Here is a 20384-nt window from a genome sequence, read left to right on the forward strand (position 1 = left end):
GCCGATATTGCATTCTGCTGCTTCGCTCTGCGTTCGATTGCGCGATCCGCAAACGCGACGGCGACCACTACTGTGGCTTCACTGCGGGGCGCACCATTTCGATGTGCATGATGCCGTCTTCGTCATACGGCTCACTCGCCTTGACGAAGCCGAACCCGCCATAAAACGCCTCCAGATGCGCCTGCGCGCCGATACGCACCGCAGCGGTCGGCCATTGCGCTTCGGCAATCGCCACCGCCCGCGCCAGCAGCTCGCGACCGAGACCGGTGCCGCGATGCGAAGCGGCGGTGATCACGCGTCCGATGGATGCTTCGTCGTAGGCCAGCCCGGGCGGCAGAAGTCGCAAATACGCTGCGATTCTCAGGTCGCTTGCCGGGTTCGCGCTGTCGCGCACTTGTGCGACCAGATGAAGGCTGTACGGATCGCGACCGTCGATGTCCTGATACGGGCACTGCTGCTCGACCACGAATACCGCGTTGCGTGCGGCGAGGATTCGGTAAAGCAGCGCGCTGCCCAGTTCATCGAACGACTTGCACATCCATTCCATTACCGACTCTCCAGCCATTGCAGTGCGAAAGGCCGGACTATAGCACCGTCGCAAAGCGACGATGCCAGCATCGCGCACATCGGATATCGGGGATGAAGCGGGAAGATGCGAGACGAGGTAATGCGGACGCAGGCGTCGACCTTATTGGTAGTAGACGATGCCCTGTTCGATATCCGCGCGAGCGTTGCGTTCGGCGTCGTCGAGGGCATTACCTTGCGTGGCAAAACCGTAGGCGCTCTGAACCTGATAGGCACCCACTTTTTCCATGCCGCGCTGTGTCGGGCGGTGAATCTCGTAGAACGCGTCCCAACGGGCGTTGTCTCGCTCGACTGCACGGACGCTGTACTGGAATTCTTGGTATTGCGATGTTTTCATTTTGTATCCTTCTTTACTGCAAAAAATTTGACTAATAACTATCCCTCTCGAATCGGCTTACGGTGATGAGAGTGCAATTTCGCACAAATGTTTCCGTGAAGTGCACGCAGCCTATCTGCCCAATATGACGGTAATGCGACATAAGCATGACTGACATGCGACAGACGACGCTGCGGAACGTCGCACACGGCAAAAGACCGGGTGCGATCCGTCATGCGCACGCAAGGCGCAATTCGGGTGTTCTGTACGACTTCCTGTTTCGGGGATCGATGGCCAGCCGTTTTGTCGTAACGGCGGCGTGAACGTCCAAGCGTTCAAGATGACATGTGCCAGCACATCGTGCGACACATCTGTAGTGATTTTCGTGCCACACGTTGGCTGATCGTACCGGGCGGGTGGAACACCTGCCGGGCGCTTCATGCCACGGAAGACTGCCTTCAGCACATCCGAAGATGACGGACGCACGATTGCAGTTGGCGCATCATAACAGAAAAATCTGTCATTTGCACCAAAGTGCGTTCAACCGACATATTAACCGGCCCGCAGCAAAACGTGCGGAATGCCGCCGGTCAGGTCATTGCCCCGTCCCGTAAGGGCTTGCGGGGCAATCATGAGGGTTTCAGGCAGTCTCTGCCCGCTCCTCCATCTGCCGCAGCACCCAGTACATATAGCCCGCGAAGGCACCGAAGATGATGTGTCCGGCCAGCATGGTCCAGCCACGCGACTCGGTGAACCACGGGAACATCTGCGTCATGACGTAGAAATTGACGAGGTAGACGACCAGCCCGAAGACGCCACCGGCAATCGACACCGTGACGACATCCGAATCCAGCCGGAATGGCGCGATGATGGCCCCGAGAACCACGCCGAGCACGACACCGATGGCCGCATGCACCATCAGCGCCATGGCCACGATCGACACGTCGAACGTCGCAGGCTGCGACAGGATGCCGGGGCCAAGCACGATGGCGGCCACCATGCGGGGCGGCACCCACGGACTCTGCCCCGAGACGAGCAGCACCATGAGCATTTCGACAGCAGAAAAGAACGCGCAGGCGACAAAACCGGCGACGGCCGCAGCCGCCCAGTCCGGCGAGCGGTGCGTATAGCGATGCGAGCTGAGATGCAGTTCCATGACTTCCTCCCAAGAGGGGGACCGACGCGCGATTGACACAGTTACCGCCATTGGCCCCACCGGCGCGACCGGCAGTGTTTTCAGGATAGGACACAATCCGGGAACCGTTGGGAAGCCGGACAAAGCCCCCTGCCCGTCTGCCTATACTGCCGGTACGCCCTGCAATGGGTGGGGCGCTTCGGGAGACATCTCATGGCTAACTCGTCAGGCTTGCTTGCTCTGCTCGTCAGCATCGTGCTCATCGGCTTCCCCGTTTGGCGGATTCTCACCCGGCTCGGCTTCTCCCCCTGGCTCACGGTGCTGGCATTCATTCCGGTCGTGAACGTCGTCTCTCTGTGGCTTCTGTCGTACGCCAACTGGCCGATCCAGCGCGCCACGGTGCAGACAACCTGATCCGGGCCCCGCGCGGTCCCGGATCCATCGAATGTGAACCACGACGACCGGCATCACGGTGTGATGCCGCGTCGACGCCCGATCAGACGCTCGCCCGTGGTCCAATGCGGTACGGTAGAATATTCGCCAAACTCCGAACACTGGACAGGCATGAGCACAGAGCTGAACGCGGCATCCAATTTCATCCGCAACATCATTGACGAAGACAACCGCTCGGGCAAATGGGGCCAGCGCGTGGAAACGCGCTTCCCGCCGGAGCCCAACGGCTATCTGCACATCGGTCACGCCAAGGCTATCTGCGTGAACTTCGGGATGGCGCGTGATTACGGTGGCGTGTGCCACCTGCGCTTTGACGACACCAACCCCGAGAAGGAAGAGACCGAATACGTCGACTCGATCATCGATATGGTCAAGTGGCTCGGTTTCAGCTACCAGACGCCGCAGAAGGAACATCTCTATTTCGCCAGCGATTACTTCGAGCAGCTTTATCAGGCTGCCGAGATCCTGATCCAGCGTGGCAGCGCCTACGTCGACAGCCAAAGCGCCGACGATATGCGCGCCAACCGCGGCACGCTCGTGGAGCCGGGCAAGGATTCGCCGTTCCGCAATCGCACGGTCGAGGAAAACCTGGACTTGTTCCGTCGCATGCGCGCGGGTGAATTCGCCGATGGCACGCACGTGCTGCGCGCGAAAATTGACATGGCATCGCCGAACATCAACCTGCGCGATCCGGCCATCTACCGTATCCGCCACGCTCATCACCACCGCACGGGCGACGCATGGTGCATCTACCCGATGTACACGTACGCTCACCCGCTCGAAGATGCCATCGAGAACATCACGCACAGTCTCTGTACGCTGGAGTTCGAAGATCAGCGTCCGTTCTACGACTGGGTGCTCGGCGAACTGGCTGACGCGGGCATGTTCTCCCGCCCGACACCGCAGCAGATCGAATTCGCCCGTCTGCAACTGACGTACGCCATCACGAGCAAGCGCAAGCTGCGTCAACTGGTCGACGAAAAATACGTCGATGGTTGGGACGATCCGCGTATGCCGACGCTTGTGGGTCTGCGCCGCCGTGGCTTCACGCCCGAGAGCCTGCAATTGTTCTGCGACCGCATTGGCGTAGCCAAGTCGGCGTCGTGGATCGATATGAGCATCCTCGAACAAGCCCTGCGCGACGACCTCGATCCGAAGGCCCCGCGCGCCACGGCCGTGCTCGATCCGCTCAAGCTCATCATCGATAACTATCCGCAAGGCCAGCAGGAAGACTGCCACGCCCCGGTGCACCCGCACTTTCCGGAGCGCGGCATGCGCACGTTCCCCATCTCGCGCGAGCTGTGGATCGAGCGTGAAGACTTCCAGGCGGAGCCGGTCAAGGGCTTCTTCCGTCTGTTCCCGGGTAACAAGGTGCGCCTGCGTTACGGTTACGTCGTGGAATGCACGGGCTTCGATACGGATGCCGACGGCAACGTCACGGCCGTGCATTGCAATTACTTCGAAGACAGCCGTTCGGGCACGCCAGGCGCAGACACCTACAAGGTCAAGGGCAACATCCACTGGGTGAGCGCATCGCACGCGCTGGCGGCGGAAGTGCGCATCTACGACCGTCTGTTCCTCGATCCGAACCCGGACGCTGGCGAAAAGAACTTCCTCGACGCTCTCAACCCGAACGCCAAGCGCGTGACGCAAGCCTACGTCGAGCCGGGCATGCTGAACTTTGCGCCGGACGATCGCGTGCAGTTCGAGCGCCACGGCTATTTCGTGGCTGATCGTCACGATTCGGCCCCGGGCAAACCGGTGTTCAACCGTATCGTCTCGCTCAAGGACAGCTGGGCAGTGAAGCCAGCCAAGGGCGGCGGCAAGTAAGCAGCTCACCCCTCGTTCGCAAAAGCCCGCGCCATCAAGCGCGGGCTTTTTGCATTTTGGCGGGCGGCTCATCGAAATTTGCAATACCGACTATAACGAGTCGGCGCGCCCGGCCATCGGGGTTCGGCGTAACCTCGCGCCCTAGGCTAAGCGCCGCGCGATGTTCGCCATATTCGCGATGACGCGACAGACCGTGCTCAATTGCGTGCCGGCCATCCGCCTCGCCCGCCCGTCGTCACTCTCATGTCCCTGCCCCGTCCATCGCCCGTTCCGACATCGCCGTCTTCGATGACCGCGCCCTCATCCGTCGCTCAATCACATGGGTGGATCGGCGAACTGCGTGGAACGATGGCCAACTTCGCCCAAATCTATTTCATTCCATCCGCCGGTATCGGTACTTTGCTGCTGGCCGTGCTGGCCCTCTCGGATCTGGCCGCTGCCGTGACCGGACTGGCTGCCAGCGTCACGGCAACCGGGACCGCCGTCGCGATGCGCTTGCCATATGCGCAACGTCGTACGGGGTTGTTCGGCTACAACGGCGCACTGACGGGCATTGCCTTCGGCGCTCTGTGGCAGCCGGACCCGATATTTGCCGCGTGGCTGGCCGTTTGCGTCGCCCTGACGGTCGTGGCAACGGCCGCCCTCGTCCGACGCGAACTTCCCGCGCTGACGGGGCCGTTCGTCGCCGTCATGGCCCTTTCGTGGGGCATGTTGCCGTGGCTTGAACTCACATCACGCGTGAGTTCGGCCACTTGCGACGTGGGTTCGCCGGGCTTCATGTTCTGCTCCGTGGGACAGGTCGTCTTCGTGGCGCCGCTGGTGCTGGGCTTGCTGACGTGGTACTTGCTGGCACTCTGGAATGCCCGCGCGACCGTGTGGGCGCTAGCTGCCGGGCTGGCAGTCTGGGTGATTCTGGTCGTGCTAGCTTCGCGCTGGCCCTCAATGGCGGCTCAGGCGGGCGGTGTCGGCATCAACGCGTTTCTCGCCGCGCTGGGTCTTGGCGTTTTCGGACGCCGCCTCACAATGCGACTCACCGGTGCCGCGCTCGCGGCCGTGATTTGCGTGATTCTGGGCGGTTGGCTAACCCCGCGCGGATGGCCGTACTTCACGTTGCCGTTCAATCTGGCCGTGTGGATCGTTCTGAGTGCGACGGCCAGGGATCGGCAGGGTCCACGCGCAGACGACGCATAAAAAAATACCCGGAACGTTGCCGTTCCGGGCACTCGCTCAACGCGAACCCCGTGGTTCGAAGCTGCCGTCTGTGCGGCGAAGGATTATCTCCAAGCTTCCCCGTGTGGTTTTGGCCTGCCCTTGCTCATTTCAGAGCATTTGGAGCACATCGCTATTGTTTTACTGCTTCCTCCCTGACGTCCACTAACGCCCCCCGACGTTGCGAACCGATACCGAAGCCCAGGCCTCTTGCGTGCCATAACCGTATAAACGGCTGGTAACGAAAAAAGTTGACCGGGGTATACACGTATCGGGGTAAACCGGGGACTTAATCCGCGTCATCGCTGCCGGCAGGCGGGGATGAGACCGCCGGTGCCTTGACGACCGCGTATCTCGCCAGGGTCTCCTTGCGCGCCACGTCGTGAGCTACCACCGGTTGCGGGTAATCGCGTCCGAGCGTCACGTTGGCGTCAGCCAGCGTCTGCGCGTCGGCGCGCCACGGTGCGTGGATGACCTTGTCGGACAAATACGCCAGTTCAGGCACGTACTTCCGGATAAAGCGGCCCTCCGGGTCGAACTTCTCGGACTGGGTAATCGGATTGAAGATGCGGAAGTACGGTTGGGCGTCACACCCGGTGGAAGCGGCCCATTGCCATCCGCCATTGTTCGCAGACAAATCGAAATCGTTCAGTTGACGCGCGAAATACGCTTCGCCACGGCGCCAGTCGATGCCGAGATCCTTGACCAGAAAGCTGGCCGTCACCATGCGCAGCCGGTTGTGCATGTAGCCGGTCTGGTTAATCTGACGCATGGCCGCATCGACCAGCGGATAGCCCGTGCGACCTTCGCACCACGCCTTGAAATTGGCATCCGCCACTTCGCCCGTGGCCCACTCGATGGCATCGTATGCGGGTTTGAATGCGTTGCCGACGACCTCAGGGTGATGATGCAGGATCATGAAATAGAATTCGCGCCAGATCAGCTCGCTCAACCATGTTTTCGCGCCATTGCCTGCGTCCCCGCCCTTGAGCATCGCAGCGTGCGCCTGCCGGGCTAAAGTCCGGATCGACACCGTGCCGAAGCGCAGATGCACGGACAGATAGCTCGGACCGCGGACCGCAGGGTAATCACGCCGTTCGTGATAGTGCGCCATGCGCGGCAGGAAATCGTCCAGCAACTGCTTTGCCCCGGACTCGCCCGTCGCAATGGCCATACGGCGTGCGTCCGGCACGTCAAAACCCAGCGATACCATCGACGGCACCTCTCCAGCCCCATGCGACGGCTTCGCTAACCGGTGCCAATCCGCCTTCCGGCCATGCGGTGCAAGGTCGACCGGACGCACCTGCTTCAGCCACGCGCGCGAGTATGGTGTGAAGACACTGTACGGCTCACCCTGCGCCGTGAGAATCTCGCTCGTGTCGAAAATCACCTGGTCCTTGACCGTCTCGAAGGCGATGTCCAGAGCCTCCAGCGAGCGTGCGACCGAACGGTCCCGTTTGACAGCGTCCGGTTCGTAATCCCGCCCGGTAAAGACAGCCTGCACGCCGAGCGACTTCGCCAGTGCGGGAATCTCCTCGGTCGGGTCGCCGTGCCGAACGATCAGCCCGCCCCCCATATCCGCCAACGTCTGCGCCAATTCGCTCACGCTGTCGTGGATGAACGCGACGCGCCGATCGTCTCGCGGCAATCCGCCGAGAATCGTCGTATCGAAGACGAACACGACGGACACTTCACCGCAGGTCGCAAGCGCCTGTGCCAGCGTCGCGTTGTCGGTACAGCGCAGATCGCGCCGCAGCCATACCAGCCCTTTTTGAAATTCGCTCATGTCTGATTGGCGCCGCAGGGACGCGCCGGATCTATCAAATCCCGTACCATAGCGAGATCGTGGACTTTACGCCATCGGCCTCGATTACCTCATGACTCGGAAGTTTCCGATTTTGGCTTTTCCCCGCCGCACATCCCCGGTGTTGTGTACCCTTGCCATGGTCGCGATGCTCGCTGCTTGCGCCTCCCCCTCGGGCCCTCATGCGAACGCGAACACCTCGTCGGCACAACGCCCGGCGGCGGTCGATCCAGCCACGTTGCGCGAGCGTCATCTGGCCGCTGCAGACGCGGCGGCGGATCAGTACCGCACCTGTTTGTACGGCCACGTCGCGCGCTACGTGAATCTCGTCCCTGACCCGATTCGGCTGGCCGACGAAGCCGCCACCGAATGCGCCCCGATTACGCAGCGATTCCATCGTGAACGTCAGGCGGCCATCGTGACGTACACCTCCCCTGCAGATGCCGCTCAGCAGGCCGACGCTGCGACGCTCTCCCTACAGGCTGACGGGTTGCGAGTGGCCCGTGCCCGGGCGACAGAGTTGCGCGCGCTTCAATGACGCGACGCGCGCGGCTTCACGCTTCAAACACCTGGAAGAAAATTAGTGGCGGGAGCGGCCGTCGATTACGTAGTCACCCGAACGTGCTTTCCCTAATCGGGCAAGCCCCGATTGGCGAAAGATGGTCCGGTGACCAAAATGAAATCGCCCTCTTACGTCCTTTTGGGGGTACTGCGACAACGTCATTTGCCCGCTTCGGCGGGCATTTTTCTTCGGTATCCGCAGGAATTTGCCCATGACGTCGAGGGCGAGGAGGCAGCGATGTGTGTCTTCTGCATCAACTGCGTGGATGTCACTTGCCGTCGTGCCCATGCCGCGCCGACGCGTCCTCGTCCTGCGAGTCCTTCGCCGGTTCGTCGTGCCCAAGCCAGCGGTGCGCGAGCGATTCGATACGCCCGCCGATTGCCAGCACGATAAGTAGCAATACCATCGCGACAAGGGCGATATGCCAGCGGCCCAGCCCACAAATGATGCCAATGCCTGTGGTGCTCCACAGCGCCGCCGCCGTGGTGAAGCCGTGCACGGACGAACCGCGACTCGGCCGGATGATGCACCCGGCCCCAAGGAACCCGATCCCCGCCACAATGCCCTGCACAACCCGGCTCACGGACGAGCCGTCATAAGGCAACGCCGTTCCCGGAAACGGTACGACGGCGAGCACGAACAGCGCGGATCCGAACGACACAATGGCGAGCGTTCGCAAACCGACCGACTTGTGGTGCAAATTGCGATTGAGCCCGACCAGTCCGCCGAGAATCAATGCCGCGGTGAGCCGCAATGTGACTTCGATGATCTCCGCCATCCCTCACCTCGCTCGTCTAAGCGATCTAAGCCTCCGATGGCGCATTATCACCTGATGCAGGCGTTGTGAGCGACGCCCCGTCGTCCCAGTCGTCAAACAGGCGCAACTGACGCGTCGCCTGCGCTTCGAGCAAACGCACCCCGACCCCCATCAATCGCACCGCACGCCGCTTGCGTCCAACGGCTTCTGCCAGCAGCTCACGGCATTGCGCCGGATCGACGCCCAATGCGCCTGCCTCGGCCGTCGTCCGTGAGAAATCGGCAAATCGAATCTTCACGAAGACCTTCGCGATCGCCAACGGCTCGCTGCGGCGCGCGCGTCCGATTCGCTCGGACAACTGATGAAGCAGCGGCTCCAGTGCCGTTTCGCATTCCGCCAACGTGCGCAGGTCGCGCGTGTAAGTCGTCTCGACGCTGATCGATTTTCGCTCGCGATCCGGGCTGACCTCCCGGGTGTCGATACCGCGGCAGCGCTCGAACAGCCGCTGCCCGAACACGCCGAAACGCTCGGTCAGATCGGCCATCGTGTGGCTGCGCAGATCACCGCAGGAATCGACGCCCAGCGCCCTCAACTTTTCCGCCGTTACCTTGCCCACGCCAAACAAACGCTCGACCGGCAGTACGGCGACAAAGGCATCGACCTCGGCGGGCTTCACGACGAACATGCCGTCAGGTTTACGCCAGTCGCTGGCGATTTTGGCAATGAACTTGTTGGGCGCGACACCAGCCGACACGGTCAACCCAACTTCATCTGCGATACGCGCACGGATCTCGCGCGCAATCAAGGTGGCCGAGCCCCCGCAGTGTTCACTGTCGGTTACGTCGAGATACGCCTCGTCGAGCGACAACGGCTCGACCAGATCCGTGTAATCGCGATAGATCGCCATGATCCGCTTCGACGCTTCCTGATACCGATGCATCGACGGCGGGATGATACGCAAGTCGGGACACAGTTTCACGGCCTGCGCGGACGGCATGGCCGAGCGCACCCCAAAGGCACGCGCTTCGTAATTGCACGTTGCCACCACACCCCGCTGATCCGGCTGGCCGCCGACGGCAAGCGGTATCCCGCGCAACGACGGGTCGTCCCGCATCTCGACGGAGGCGTAGAAACAGTCTGCATCGCAGTGGATGATCTTGCGCTGAGAGGAGGTCATGGTGGCGGGCGAAAACACTGTGCAAATATACAGCATTTGCGCATTTTTCGCGCTCTAACCGTCACACGACCGCATCAACGCACCGGCAAAAACTGGAGGAACTGCGCCCCCAGCAAGTTCTGCACGTAGCCGATCCCTGCCCGCCGATACTTCTCGTCCAGCATCTCGGCCAACAGATCCAGTCGTCCGATGATCTTGCCGAACTCTCGTTCGAAGCTCACGTTACGCACGTCAGCCATTTCATTGGCCAGCAGCAACGGCTTGCCTGCCATGTCCCGGCGACTCGCCAGCAGCCACGCGGCGATCTCCACGTTCCGCGCAGCGTTGTAGATACGCTGCGCGTCGAGTCCGTCGCTCAGATAGAACACTGTCGTGCCGCCGTGCGCCGTGATGATCGTGTCCGAGAGGCTAAAGACGAAGGCAGCAACACGGTCGCCGGTGAATGTCGGATCCAGCGACGACGACAGGGCGCGCACATCGCGCAAGTCTTTCAGATCGGCGAGCGTGCGATGCCCCTCAATCGCAGCACGCAACTGCGCCATGGCTTCGGTTTGCGTGGCCGCGCCACCCTTGCGCCACTCCCGGGGATTGCGCTTATAGAGCTTGTCGGCCAGGAGATACAAGCTCTCCAGATTCGCCCGCATGCCCAGCGTCGCCATGCGATTGATATCCGTTTGCGCGAGATCCGCCGTCGTCATCGACGTCGAGCGGACCTTTCCGTGGTCCACGGGGCGTCTTGATACGACACGCATCCGGTAAGGATCGCGATCGTCGGCACGGCACAAAGCGCGGCAGCAGCCGCGAGCCGTCGTCGCACGAGTGGGCGACTCTGAGTCAGTGGTTGGGGCAAGTCGAACCGTCGGGTCATGGGCATGTCGTAATCGATCAGCAACGACTCTACGCGATGGGCCTCCGGACTTCGCGTCTCCCGACGTCGAAAAATTGTGACATTCGGTAACGTGCTCGCAGTCGGCGAGTCATTCGCCTCGCGGCAATCGACGTCATGGAAGCAGCGCCCCGCGCAATTGCGCAAACAGCGGGTGCATCATCGCCTCCTCCAACCGGAGTACCGGTGTCACGCAGCAATCGGCATCGGCGAAACGCGCGACCCAGTCAGCTTGCGTAGCGCCCGCAAACACCGCCATCAGTTCAGCACGCAACGCGAGCGCATCATCTCCGCCGACCTCCTGTCCAAGCGCCCAGTGCCGCGCCTTCCAGTCGTCTCGGCCAAGCACATCGCACAGCGACTCCCAGAACTTCAGCTCGAGCGCACCGACCGCCATGTATCGGCCGTCCTTCGTGCGATAGACCTGATAGCAGGGCACGCCGCCGTTAAGGAGATCCTTTCCGGCCCGCGACACGTGCCCCTGACGATGCATCGCTACCGCCGGCACAATGTTCGAGCGGAACACCTCGTGCGTCATCGAAATGTCCAGCCAGCGCCCGCGCCCGGTGCGTTGCGCCGCGACCAGCGCAGCCAGCACCTCCTGAACCGCAGCCTGGGCGCCGCCGTACAGATCGCCGATCTGAAAGTTGGGAACGATGGGGGCGTCCCCCGCATCGCAAAGCTGATCGAGTACGCCCGCGTACCCGATGTAGTTGATGTCGTGCCCGGCCGCTTGCGCCATCAACCCTTGCTGGCCGTAACCGGAAATCGACGCCATTACCAACGATGGCCGCACACTTGCCAGCACCTCATATCCGAACCCCAGACGCGCCATCACACCCGGGCGAAACCCCTCAAGCAGTACATCGGCATGAGCAACGTGTTCGAGGAAGGCCTTCCGATCCGCGTCGCTTTTGAGATCGAGGCGGTCGACCGTCTTACCGCGATTGAGTAGTCGCCAGAAAGCGCTGGGGGGCGATTCGTCATCGCCCAGCATCATTTCCCGGGCGTAGTCGCCGGCGCCCTTGTCTTCGATCTTGATGACGCGCGCTCCCATTTCCGCAAGACGCAACCCGGCAAGCGGGCCGGGCAGAAGACGCGTGAGATCGAGCACCGTCACGCCCGATAACGGCTTATCAGGCTGCTGGGACTGCGACGACAGTGGCGACGAGGAAGACGAAGCAGACAATACAGACGTTTCGCGTGAGTGGGCAGCGTCGAGCGGTTCAGTCATGACAGTCCGGGTAGCGTGTTGGCGGTAGACGTCCATACCGTACCGCGCCCCGACCGGTGCCCGCAAGCAGACAACACGCCGAACTCTTTCGGAAAACGCTTATTTCAGCGCGTTCCGCGTCGACTTGCGCTGTCCTTCCAAAAAACGGGACCGGCGGTTTCGCCCGCGCCGGATGCATCGTCCGGCGTCGATCCGTCCTCCGGTCCCGCCACCACCCCCTCGTTCAACAGGCGTTCGATCTGGTTATCGGGATACCCCAGATCTCTCAGAATTTCGCTTGTGTGCTCACCCGCCATCGGCAACGCGCGACGCGCGGGCAATCGTTGCCCCGCCATCGTAATCGGTAGCAACGGCACTTTCGTTTGCTCACCCGTTTCCGTCGTCAGGTCGCCCAGGCCGCCGCTAGCGAGCAAATGCGGGTCATCGAACAACGCGGCAGGCTGCACGATCGGTGCAAAAGGCAAACCATGACGCTCGAACGCCGCCGCAAGATAGCTGGCGTCAAAACCCTGCATCATTTCGCGCAACAACGGGAGCAACCAGTCGCGAGCCCTCACGCGGTCATTGTTAGTGGAAAGTCGCGGGTCTTCCGTCAGATCGTGACGGCCAAACACGTCGCAGAAAATGCGCCACTGCGTATCGCTGACGACGGCGAGGAAAATCTGCACGCCGTCGCGCGCGGTAAAGACATCGTAAATACCCCAAGCGGACACACGCGCGGGCATCGGATCGGGCGCTACACCGGTCACTGCATACTGTTGCATGTGCTGCGCCGCGAGCAGTACGCAATTCTCGAAGAGCGCGCCCTGTACTTCCTGCCCGCGTCCCGTGGTCTTTCGCTCGTAGAGTGCGGCCAACGCAGCAAGCGCACCGAACACACCGCCCATGATGTCATTGACCGATGTCCCGGCACGCAACGGTTGGCCTGGAGGTCCCGTCATGTACGCAAGTCCCGCCATCATCTGCACGACCTCGTCCAACGCAGTGCGCGTAGCGTATGGCCCCGGCAGAAAACCCTTCAGCGAGACGTACACCAGCGCCGGATTCAGCCGTGACAACGTGGCGTAATCCAGTCCGATTTGCCTCATCCGCCCGGGCTTGAAATTCTCCGTCACCACATCCGACGTGCTGATGAGCCGCAGTATCAACTCTCGGCCTTCGGGTCGCGTGACATCCACGACCAGACTCCGCTTGTTGCGATTGAAGGCACGGAAAAAGCCAGCGCCAGTGCCCAGCAGATGACGCGTGGCGTCGCCACCGATCGGCTCGACTTTGATGACATCGGCCCCGAGGTCGCCCAGCACCATGCCGCATGCCGGCCCCATGACCATGTGTGAGAATTCCACGACACGAATGCCTTGTAACGGCATCGGTGCCGCAGAAGTGACATCCGGCATCTGCTACCCTCCCCTGCCCGCGTGCGACGCCCCACCGCCCCCTCGCCCCGGCGCTGCAAGCGCTGCAGGGTGAGAGACCGGATGAGACGCAAATCCATCGCGCTGTAATTGATCGAAACCCACGATATAACCCGCCAAAGCGCTCGCGGCCACGGTGGCCGGGCTGCCGAGCCACATCTGCCCAGGCCCCGAACGCCCGGGGAAATTGCGATTCTGGGCGCTGATGACCACCTCCTCGGACGTTGTGGAGACGCCCGGTCCGGCATTGACGCACGCACCGCATCCGGGCGAGAGCATCGTCACACCTGCTGCCTTGAAAACGTCCGCATACCCCTGCGCCTCGCACCATGCGCGCACGTCTTCACTGCCGTATTGCAGGTAGAAGCGCACGCCGTCTGCGACGCGATGCCCTTGCTTCAATCCCCAGGCAAGGACGTCATGACAGGCCCGCAGATCGTCGCGCTTGCTGCCGGTGCACGACCCGCCGTAAGCGATATCGATGGCGACCTCTGCCGACAAATCGGCCAGCGCAATGCCGTTGCCCGGATCTCCGGGACTCGCCACCATCGCGCCCAGCGACGCGCAATCGATCTCGATGACATGGGCGTACGACGCTTGCGGATCGCTTTCCATCCATGCGTCAAGCGTGAAGTCGATGCCGCGCCGCTCACGCAGGTAGCGGACAGTCTCTGCGTCTGGCACCACCAGTCCGGTGAGCCCGCCGATTTCGGCCACCATGTTGGTGAGCGTCGCGCGCTCGTCGGTCGACAGGTGCGCAACGGCTTCGCCTGCGAACTCAATGATCTGCCCGATGGCACGTCCGTCCCGAATATAGGGAAGATGAAGCAGGTGCAACGCCAGATCTTTCGCGCCGACACCCGCAGGCAAGCGCGAGCGCAGATGGACAAGGCAAGTACCGGGCACAGCGAGTCGTGCGTCCCCGGTGAGCCATGCATTGGCCATTTCGGTCGCACCGACGCCGAAGGCGAACGCACCGATGGCACCACAATGTGGCGTGTGAGAATCGGTGCCAACAATCACCTGCCCCGGCAACGCATAGCGCTCGAGCATCAATGCATGGCAGATGCCCTCAGAACCGCCGGCTGCGGCGCGTCCGTGCAGACGCAGCCCATGCTGGGCGCAAAACTCGCGCTGTACCGTGCCAAGACGTTGTGCTGCGTCCACGATCTGCGGGGGCCGACTGCCATCGGCGGAGACGGCATCGAGATGCGTCAGATGGTCTTCAAAGCACAGCACCGACGCGACGTCGCGTAGCGCAGGTATCTCGTCGCCATAGGCGTGGCGCAGGAAACTCACGGCCATTGGCGTCACGTACTCATGAGAGAAGCGCCAGTCTGCGGGGACGAACACTGCATCTCCCGCCCTTACCCGCGGGACGCCCAGCGCTCGCGCAATGATCGATTCTCCGTAAGTCATCGGGCCGGGGCATGCGCAGGCTGCGGCGGTACGATATCTCCGGACAACCTTCTCTGCGTATAGCCGAATAGCCCACCGCTACGCACGATGGCCTCGGCCAGTGGATCGCAATCTTCGAGAAACGCTTCGATGGGGATCGTCTCGCCGTCTTGCAAGCGCTCAGCCAACGTAAGATCCGTCGACATCAGCAGACCGAGGTTCTGACAGTTCTGCGCGTAGATGCGCTCGAAGCTCTCGGCGATCACGATGCGGATACCGGCGCACCGTTCCGCGAACGGGCTGGCTTCACGCGACGATCCCTTGCCACGTCGCAGCCCAGCCACGGACAACGCGAAGCCGCCTTCGCGCACTGCCCTCTGCGTGACAGGAAACACGCCTGCGGCATCGCTCGAATCGTCATGACATCGCAACCCTACGTAGACGTAGTCGCCGAGCGATTCGTCGAACGCCAGGCAAGCGCGCGCCGGTGTCATTTCGTCGGTGGAAATCTGGTCGCGCAGCATGCCGGCTTCGGCACGCGTCAGCGTTTCCCCCGTCAATTGACGGGTCATGGCTTCGGCGCTGGCGCTCAACCACAGCACACGGCCGTTCAGTCGCACGGTGGCTTGCATGAGATCGCTCCTCGAATGTTCCCGCATGGGTTCACCCATTTCGATCGCAAGTTACGTGCCGACGCAGCATGCGGCAGCGTGGAAAAAGTGAAGTCATTTCGTCCAAACGCACGTTCGTCCGATAGCGCTCAGGGATACTGGCGATTCGCCTGCGTGGCGAACGTGTTGGTCCAGGTGTCGCCTAACCGGATCTGCGACGGCTTGACCTCCGGCGAGAACGACGCCAGCGCTTTCAGTGCGGTCGCAGGACCATCGGTGGGCATGATGCCGTCCGGGGAAAAGGCTTCGCGACAGTTCGCGAAGGCCTTCAGATAAAGCGTCTTGTCACCGAGGAGATAAGGCTCCGGAACCGTTTTGAGCAATTGCGCTGCCGTTGCGTGTTGCAGCCATTTGTCCGCACGTACGATCGCGTTGGCCAGTGCCTGCACCGTACGCGGGTTCTTCTGGATGAAGCTCTGCGGTGCGTACATCACCGCCGCAGGCATCGGACCTCCGAACATTGCGCGGGTGCCAGCCTGCGTACGTGTGTCGATGAGCACCTTCACGTCGCCGGACTCCTGCAACAACGTCATCATCGGGTCTACGTTGGAAACGGCATCGATCTGTCCGTTGCGGGCCGCCGCGATCACCGTTGCGTTGCTACCCACGCCGACGATAGAGACGTCGGTGGGTTTGAGACCTGCTTTGGTCAGGGCCACGCTCACCAGCATGTGCGTACTCGATCCCGGCGCGCTGACACCGACACGCATCCCTTTCAGATCCTTCACGGAATTCACTTCGCTTGCCTTGGTCTTGACGACGCCGAGGACCAGTTGCGGCGCAGCGCCCAGCACAACGAACGATTGGTAAATCAGCCCCTTGGTCTGCATGAGCAGCGTGTGTTCGAACGCCCCCGTGCCGACGTCCGCGCTTCCGCCAACGACCGCCTGCAGCGCCTTGGAGCCCCCGGCGAAGTCGTCGATCGTGACGTCGAGGCCTTCGTCTTTGAAGTAGCCTAGTTGTTCGGCAATCGTCAGGGGCAGATAGTAGAGGCCGGGTTTTCCGCCCACGGCGATGGTGATCTTCGGTTTTTCGAGGGGTTGCGCCGGCGCAGCGGAGGCTCCCCCGCTCAGGCTGAGTGCTATGAGGCCCAGCGCCATCAGCGTGAGAACAAGAATCAAACGTCCCACGGCTTCGCGCACACGGCGCGCGTCGGCATGTGTCATCGCGTGTCTCCTCTCGCACAATGCGAGATACGGCGCGCCCCGGCTCGTCGGCCGGAATCGCTATCGGCCCCCAGAGCATCCGTCGGCCCAGAGGCAACGGCAAGAGGTGTTTCGGCATGCCAGACATCGCGGTTCACGATGTTTGCCGCATCAGCGTCCCCTTTGACGCGGTCCGATGAGGGTTTGCACCGACCATCGGGCGCGTCCTCCTCGCGCAGCTGTTCAGGAGCGCTCTGCCCCCTCCTTATTTCCGCAATCATCAGCTAGCCGCGTTCCCCCCGATGTTCCCGTTACGTTACGTGCGCACAGGTGGTCGACCAGCATGCGCGACGCAACGGGCAACGCATCGTACCGGCGGACGCAGACAACCAGCCGCCGCTCCGCCCAGGGATCTGTGAGCGGTACGATACGCAACGCTTCTCCGTCAGGCACCTGCGAATAGATGCCGACGGCCTCGCGCGGCGCAATCGCCAGGCCAAGCTGCGCCCTCACCATGCGGCACACCGCTTCGAACGTTGAGACGTGGATTCGGAATTTGACCGTCTTGCCCTGTTCGGCGGCAAGGCGTCTGAAAACGGTGTACATCGCGCTATCCGGATGCACGCCGATCTGATCGAAGTCGAGGGTTTCGATGAACGCGAGCTGCTCGGCGCAGGCGAGCGGATGATCCCGGTGAAGGACCGTGACGATCTGATCGTGGCGATAAGGGAAGACTTCGACGTCGCGGGTGTCGACCGCATCCCAGCAGATACCGATGTCGGTCGCCCCGTCCGCCACACCGCGCACCACTTGCGCGCTCGTATGTTCTTCGAGGTCGACCTTCACCCCTTCGTGGCGACGCAGGAATGCGCCCAGTTCGTCGGGTAATGTTTCGACAATCGAGGAAACGTTGGCGAAGATGCGGATGTGACCGCGTACGCCACTTGTGTACTCGGACAGGTCTCCCTGCATCTTCTCAAGACTGCGGAGTACGTTGCGTGCGTGATGCAGTAGCGCCTCACCCGCCGGCGTCGCCCGCACCCCCCACTTATGGCGTTGGAGGAGCGCCGATCCGACCAGCGATTCGAGATCGTTGATCCGTTTGCTGACGGCCGAGGGCGCGATGAACTCACGCTCGGCTGCCCGGGCAATGCTGCTCTCTTCACAGACAGCGACAAACAGCCGCAACGAGACAAGATCGATCCGCCATAGCGCCATGCCTGTCTCCCGAAGGCACTGCATTGCCAGCGATTTTGCGGTGCGGGTGACAAAAATGCCACTCGGGGCCGCCCCTGACGACACCGGAAAACAACACTTATCCAGCGACCAACGTCCGCCAATCCACGTCTACCTGCGTCAACCTATGCGCTCGACGCCATCGAGGCGAATGCCGAAGCGTTCGATAGGGTGCGCAGATATCTGGGGGAAAGGATATCGGGCATGCAGCGGTGTGTGACGTCAATGACACAAAACCGACACCGGACCAGAAGGTTGCACGCCACCATCGGACGTCCTGCGTCCGGTGAAATGTCCTCGCGTCGGTCCCTCCCAGGACAACCGCCTAGCGCATCCCTCCGGTCAGTAGCACGGCACTCCAGCCGCCATCAGCCGTATTGAGCGGTGCGACCTCGGGCGGTGGTGCCAACGCCAAGGCCATGAACAGCCAACATTTGCAAATGACGATCGCAATCATTTTTGTTGACGCTCAATCATCCCGGCTTAGTTGCCGAGATGATTTGACTATAGTGCGGCGCTATCGGGGCGGCAACTGTGAAACGTCTCTAGATTTGATAAAACGCAGGGCGGATGATCGTTCCCCCCTGTCTTCGAAGTGGCATTTTGCTTGAAGAAACCGGCAGACCGGTCGCCCCTCAGGCGCGCCGCGCAATGGCCCGGGCCAGCACCAGCACCGGCAGCAAGCCCACCAGCACCAGCGTCAGGGCCGGGACAGCGGCTTCGGCGAGCCGTTCGTCGGCGGCGAGATGGCTGGTCACCACGGCGAGCGTATCCATGTTGAATGGCCGCAACGCGAGCGTGGCCGGCAATTCCTTCATGACGTCGACGAACACCAGCAGGGCTGCCGTCAGTACGCTGCCCCGCAATAGCGGCAAGTGCACGCGACGCAGCATTGACCAGCCGCCCACACCGAGACTGCGCGCGCTGGCGTCCAGATTGGGCGCGATACGGGCAAATCCTGCATCGACGCTTTGCAGCGCCGCAGGCAGAAAGCGCACGAGGTAAGCGTAGATCAGGACGCCGCCCGTACCGGCCAATACCAGCCCGTTTGCCCCGAATACGTTCCCCATCCATGTGTCGAGATGCAGCACAGGGGTGAGAATGCCTAGCGCGATGACCGCCCCGGGAATTGCGTAGCCGACCCCTACGAGGCGTACGGCAATACGTGTGATGCGTCCGGGCGCAAGTCGCTGGGCGTAGCCAAGCACAACGGCGAACGCGCACGCGACCACCGCCGCTACCGCCGCCAACCGCACCGTGTTGTAGACCCACTCGCCATAGCGAGGCCAAGGCACCTGATCCAGTTCCGAGACAGCCAGGCGCAGCATGATGATCGCGGGCAGTGCAAACCCCACGATCAACGGCAGGGCGCAACCGGCGGCAGCCAGCACGCCACGCCACCCGCGCAGTGCCGTTCGGCGTGATGTCGTCGGCGCGCGCCCCGGTGCCCCGTAAAACCGCAATCGCGTACGGCTGCGCGCTTCTGCCATCAGTAGGAGTAAGACAGCGAATAGCAGGCATGCCGACAGTTGGGCCGCCGCGATGCGGTCGCCCATCGACAGCCACGCACGGTAGATGCCCGTTGTGAACGTCGGTACCCCGAAGTAGGCGACTGCGCCATAGTCCGCCAGCGTCTCCATGAGGACGAGTGCGATGCCTGCGACCAGCGCCGGGCGCGCTAGCGGCAGCGCCACTCGGAAGAACGCCTGCAACGGCGTGCACCCCAGCGTACGTGCCGCCTCAAAGAAGCGCTGGCTGTGTTCCGCAAATGCCGTACGCGCCAACAGATAGACGTACGGATAGAACGCTCCCGCGAAGACCCAGGCAGCCCCGTACCACGAACGAATCTCGGGAAACCACGTCACGCGGTCAACGGCCAGCGCGCGACGAAGCGCGCTTTGCACTGGCCCGGCAAATTGAAGGAAATCGGTATATGCGTAGGCCGTAACATAAGCGGGCATCGCCAGCGGCAGAATCAGCGCCCACTCCAGCACGCGACGACCGGGAAATGCGTAGTGAACGACAAGCCACGCGGTACCGACGCCCATTACTAGCACGCCGCCGCTCACAGCCAGCGAGATGCGCAGTGAGTTGAGCGCGTATTCGGGCAGCACTGTGTCGAGCATATGGGCAAGCACGGCGCGTGTGTCGGCATCGCCCACCCCCAGCGCCGCCACGATGCCGAACATGGGCACAAGCACGATCAGCGCAGGAATCCATGCCACGAGCCGCCAGCCGAAGACACCGGCAGAGCGCCAGCCTCGTCTACGTCCGCCAGAATTCGACGATCTGCCGGACGACGCCGTCTGTGAGTGCCCGACGGCGACTTTGGCGACCGTCGTGGCAAATGCCTGCGAATCTCCGAAGCTCCGGTCAGAAGACAAGTCGGGAGGAACAGAATCGGTTGCGGCGCGTGACTGGGGCGTCGATGACATTGGAAGAGGTCGGGATCAGAATGAAGAAATGCGGTGAATGCGTGGAAGATGGAAAGTGAATCTACGTCGTCAGGCGTCGTCCTCAAGCCCCAGGCTACTTAATGTACGTATTGCCTGAGGGAACCGCGAGGTATTC

General features: G+C 62.2%; 18 protein-coding genes. 4 read left to right on the plus strand and 14 right to left on the minus strand.

Annotated elements, in window-relative coordinates; all coding sequences use genetic code 11:
• Positions 1-67: 67 nt before the first annotated feature.
• From NA29_RS15535 to NA29_RS15545, 3 genes are all read right to left on the minus strand, one after another.
• A complete protein-coding gene (locus NA29_RS15535; protein WP_084103794.1) occupies positions 68-547 on the minus strand; it encodes a GNAT family N-acetyltransferase in 480 nt (159 codons plus the stop codon).
• A gap of 141 nt (positions 548-688) precedes the next feature.
• Entirely contained in the window at positions 689-922 is a 234-nt protein-coding gene (locus tag NA29_RS15540; protein ID WP_039399388.1) for a hypothetical protein, read from the minus strand.
• A gap of 619 nt (positions 923-1541) precedes the next feature.
• Positions 1542-2057 carry a hypothetical protein gene (locus NA29_RS15545; RefSeq protein ID WP_039399390.1) on the minus strand — a complete coding sequence of 172 codons (516 nt, stop codon included), beginning with the start codon at positions 2055-2057 and terminating at the stop codon, positions 1542-1544.
• A gap of 192 nt (positions 2058-2249) precedes the next feature.
• Here NA29_RS15545 and NA29_RS15550 point away from each other — a divergent pair, with 192 nt between their 5' ends.
• The 3 genes from NA29_RS15550 to NA29_RS15560 all read left to right on the plus strand — a co-directional run bounded on the left by NA29_RS15550 (position 2250) and on the right by NA29_RS15560 (position 5510).
• Positions 2250-2450, plus strand: coding sequence for a hypothetical protein (locus NA29_RS15550; RefSeq protein ID WP_039399392.1), 201 nt, complete (start codon positions 2250-2252; stop codon positions 2448-2450).
• Between the two features lie 150 nt (positions 2451-2600).
• Entirely contained in the window at positions 2601-4319 is a 1719-nt protein-coding gene (locus NA29_RS15555; protein ID WP_039399394.1) for a glutamine--tRNA ligase/YqeY domain fusion protein, read from the plus strand.
• A 348-nt stretch (positions 4320-4667) separates the two neighbouring features.
• Positions 4668-5510 carry an urea transporter gene (locus NA29_RS15560; RefSeq protein ID WP_157744781.1) on the plus strand — a complete coding sequence of 281 codons (843 nt, stop codon included), beginning with the start codon at positions 4668-4670 and terminating at the stop codon, positions 5508-5510.
• 307 nt (positions 5511-5817) lie between these two features.
• On the opposite strand, the gene NA29_RS15565 is transcribed toward NA29_RS15560, so the two are convergent.
• A complete protein-coding gene (locus NA29_RS15565; protein ID WP_052252977.1) occupies positions 5818-7314 on the minus strand; it encodes a cryptochrome/photolyase family protein in 1497 nt (498 codons plus the stop codon).
• Between the two features lie 139 nt (positions 7315-7453).
• On the opposite strand from NA29_RS15565, the gene NA29_RS15570 reads away from it, so the two are divergent.
• Entirely contained in the window at positions 7454-7870 is a 417-nt protein-coding gene (locus NA29_RS15570; RefSeq protein ID WP_150777399.1) for a hypothetical protein, read from the plus strand.
• Positions 7871-8162: 292 nt separating this feature from the next.
• Here NA29_RS15570 and NA29_RS15575 read toward each other — a convergent pair whose 3' ends face one another.
• The 10 genes from NA29_RS15575 to NA29_RS15620 form a co-directional block, all read right to left on the minus strand.
• Complete coding sequence (locus tag NA29_RS15575) at positions 8163-8672, minus strand: MgtC/SapB family protein (protein WP_039399402.1); 510 nt, start codon at positions 8670-8672, stop codon at positions 8163-8165.
• A 25-nt stretch (positions 8673-8697) separates the two neighbouring features.
• On the minus strand, positions 8698-9828 hold the full coding sequence (dinB, locus tag NA29_RS15580) for a DNA polymerase IV (protein WP_039403700.1): 1131 nt from the start codon (positions 9826-9828) through the stop codon (positions 8698-8700).
• 74 nt (positions 9829-9902) lie between these two features.
• Positions 9903-10556 (minus strand): hypothetical protein, encoded by a 654-nt coding sequence (locus NA29_RS15585; RefSeq protein ID WP_231965076.1) that lies wholly within the window; start codon positions 10554-10556, stop codon positions 9903-9905.
• Positions 10557-10829: 273 nt separating this feature from the next.
• Positions 10830-11948 carry a CaiB/BaiF CoA transferase family protein gene (locus tag NA29_RS15590; RefSeq protein WP_052252978.1) on the minus strand — a complete coding sequence of 373 codons (1119 nt, stop codon included), beginning with the start codon at positions 11946-11948 and terminating at the stop codon, positions 10830-10832.
• 104 nt (positions 11949-12052) lie between these two features.
• The gene (locus tag NA29_RS15595; protein ID WP_084103798.1) at positions 12053-13345 is read right to left on the minus strand and encodes a CaiB/BaiF CoA transferase family protein; all 1293 of its coding nucleotides are present in this window, start codon (positions 13343-13345) and stop codon (positions 12053-12055) included.
• A 3-nt stretch (positions 13346-13348) separates the two neighbouring features.
• On the minus strand, positions 13349-14716 hold the full coding sequence (locus NA29_RS15600) for a 3-isopropylmalate dehydratase large subunit (protein WP_072633303.1): 1368 nt from the start codon (positions 14714-14716) through the stop codon (positions 13349-13351).
• Between the two features lie 62 nt (positions 14717-14778).
• Entirely contained in the window at positions 14779-15393 is a 615-nt protein-coding gene (locus NA29_RS26360; protein ID WP_072633304.1) for a 3-isopropylmalate dehydratase small subunit, read from the minus strand.
• Positions 15394-15521: 128 nt separating this feature from the next.
• Positions 15522-16598 (minus strand): ABC transporter substrate-binding protein, encoded by a 1077-nt coding sequence (locus tag NA29_RS15610; protein ID WP_084103800.1) that lies wholly within the window; start codon positions 16596-16598, stop codon positions 15522-15524.
• A 222-nt stretch (positions 16599-16820) separates the two neighbouring features.
• The gene (locus NA29_RS15615; RefSeq protein WP_224786836.1) at positions 16821-17795 is read right to left on the minus strand and encodes a LysR family transcriptional regulator; all 975 of its coding nucleotides are present in this window, start codon (positions 17793-17795) and stop codon (positions 16821-16823) included.
• 653 nt (positions 17796-18448) lie between these two features.
• Entirely contained in the window at positions 18449-20038 is a 1590-nt protein-coding gene (locus NA29_RS15620; RefSeq protein WP_039399405.1) for an ABC transporter permease, read from the minus strand.
• Positions 20039-20384: the final 346 nt, after the last annotated feature.

It is taken from the genome of Pandoraea sputorum (genome assembly GCF_000814845.2).
In the GTDB taxonomy this organism is placed as follows: domain Bacteria; phylum Pseudomonadota; class Gammaproteobacteria; order Burkholderiales; family Burkholderiaceae; genus Pandoraea; species Pandoraea sputorum.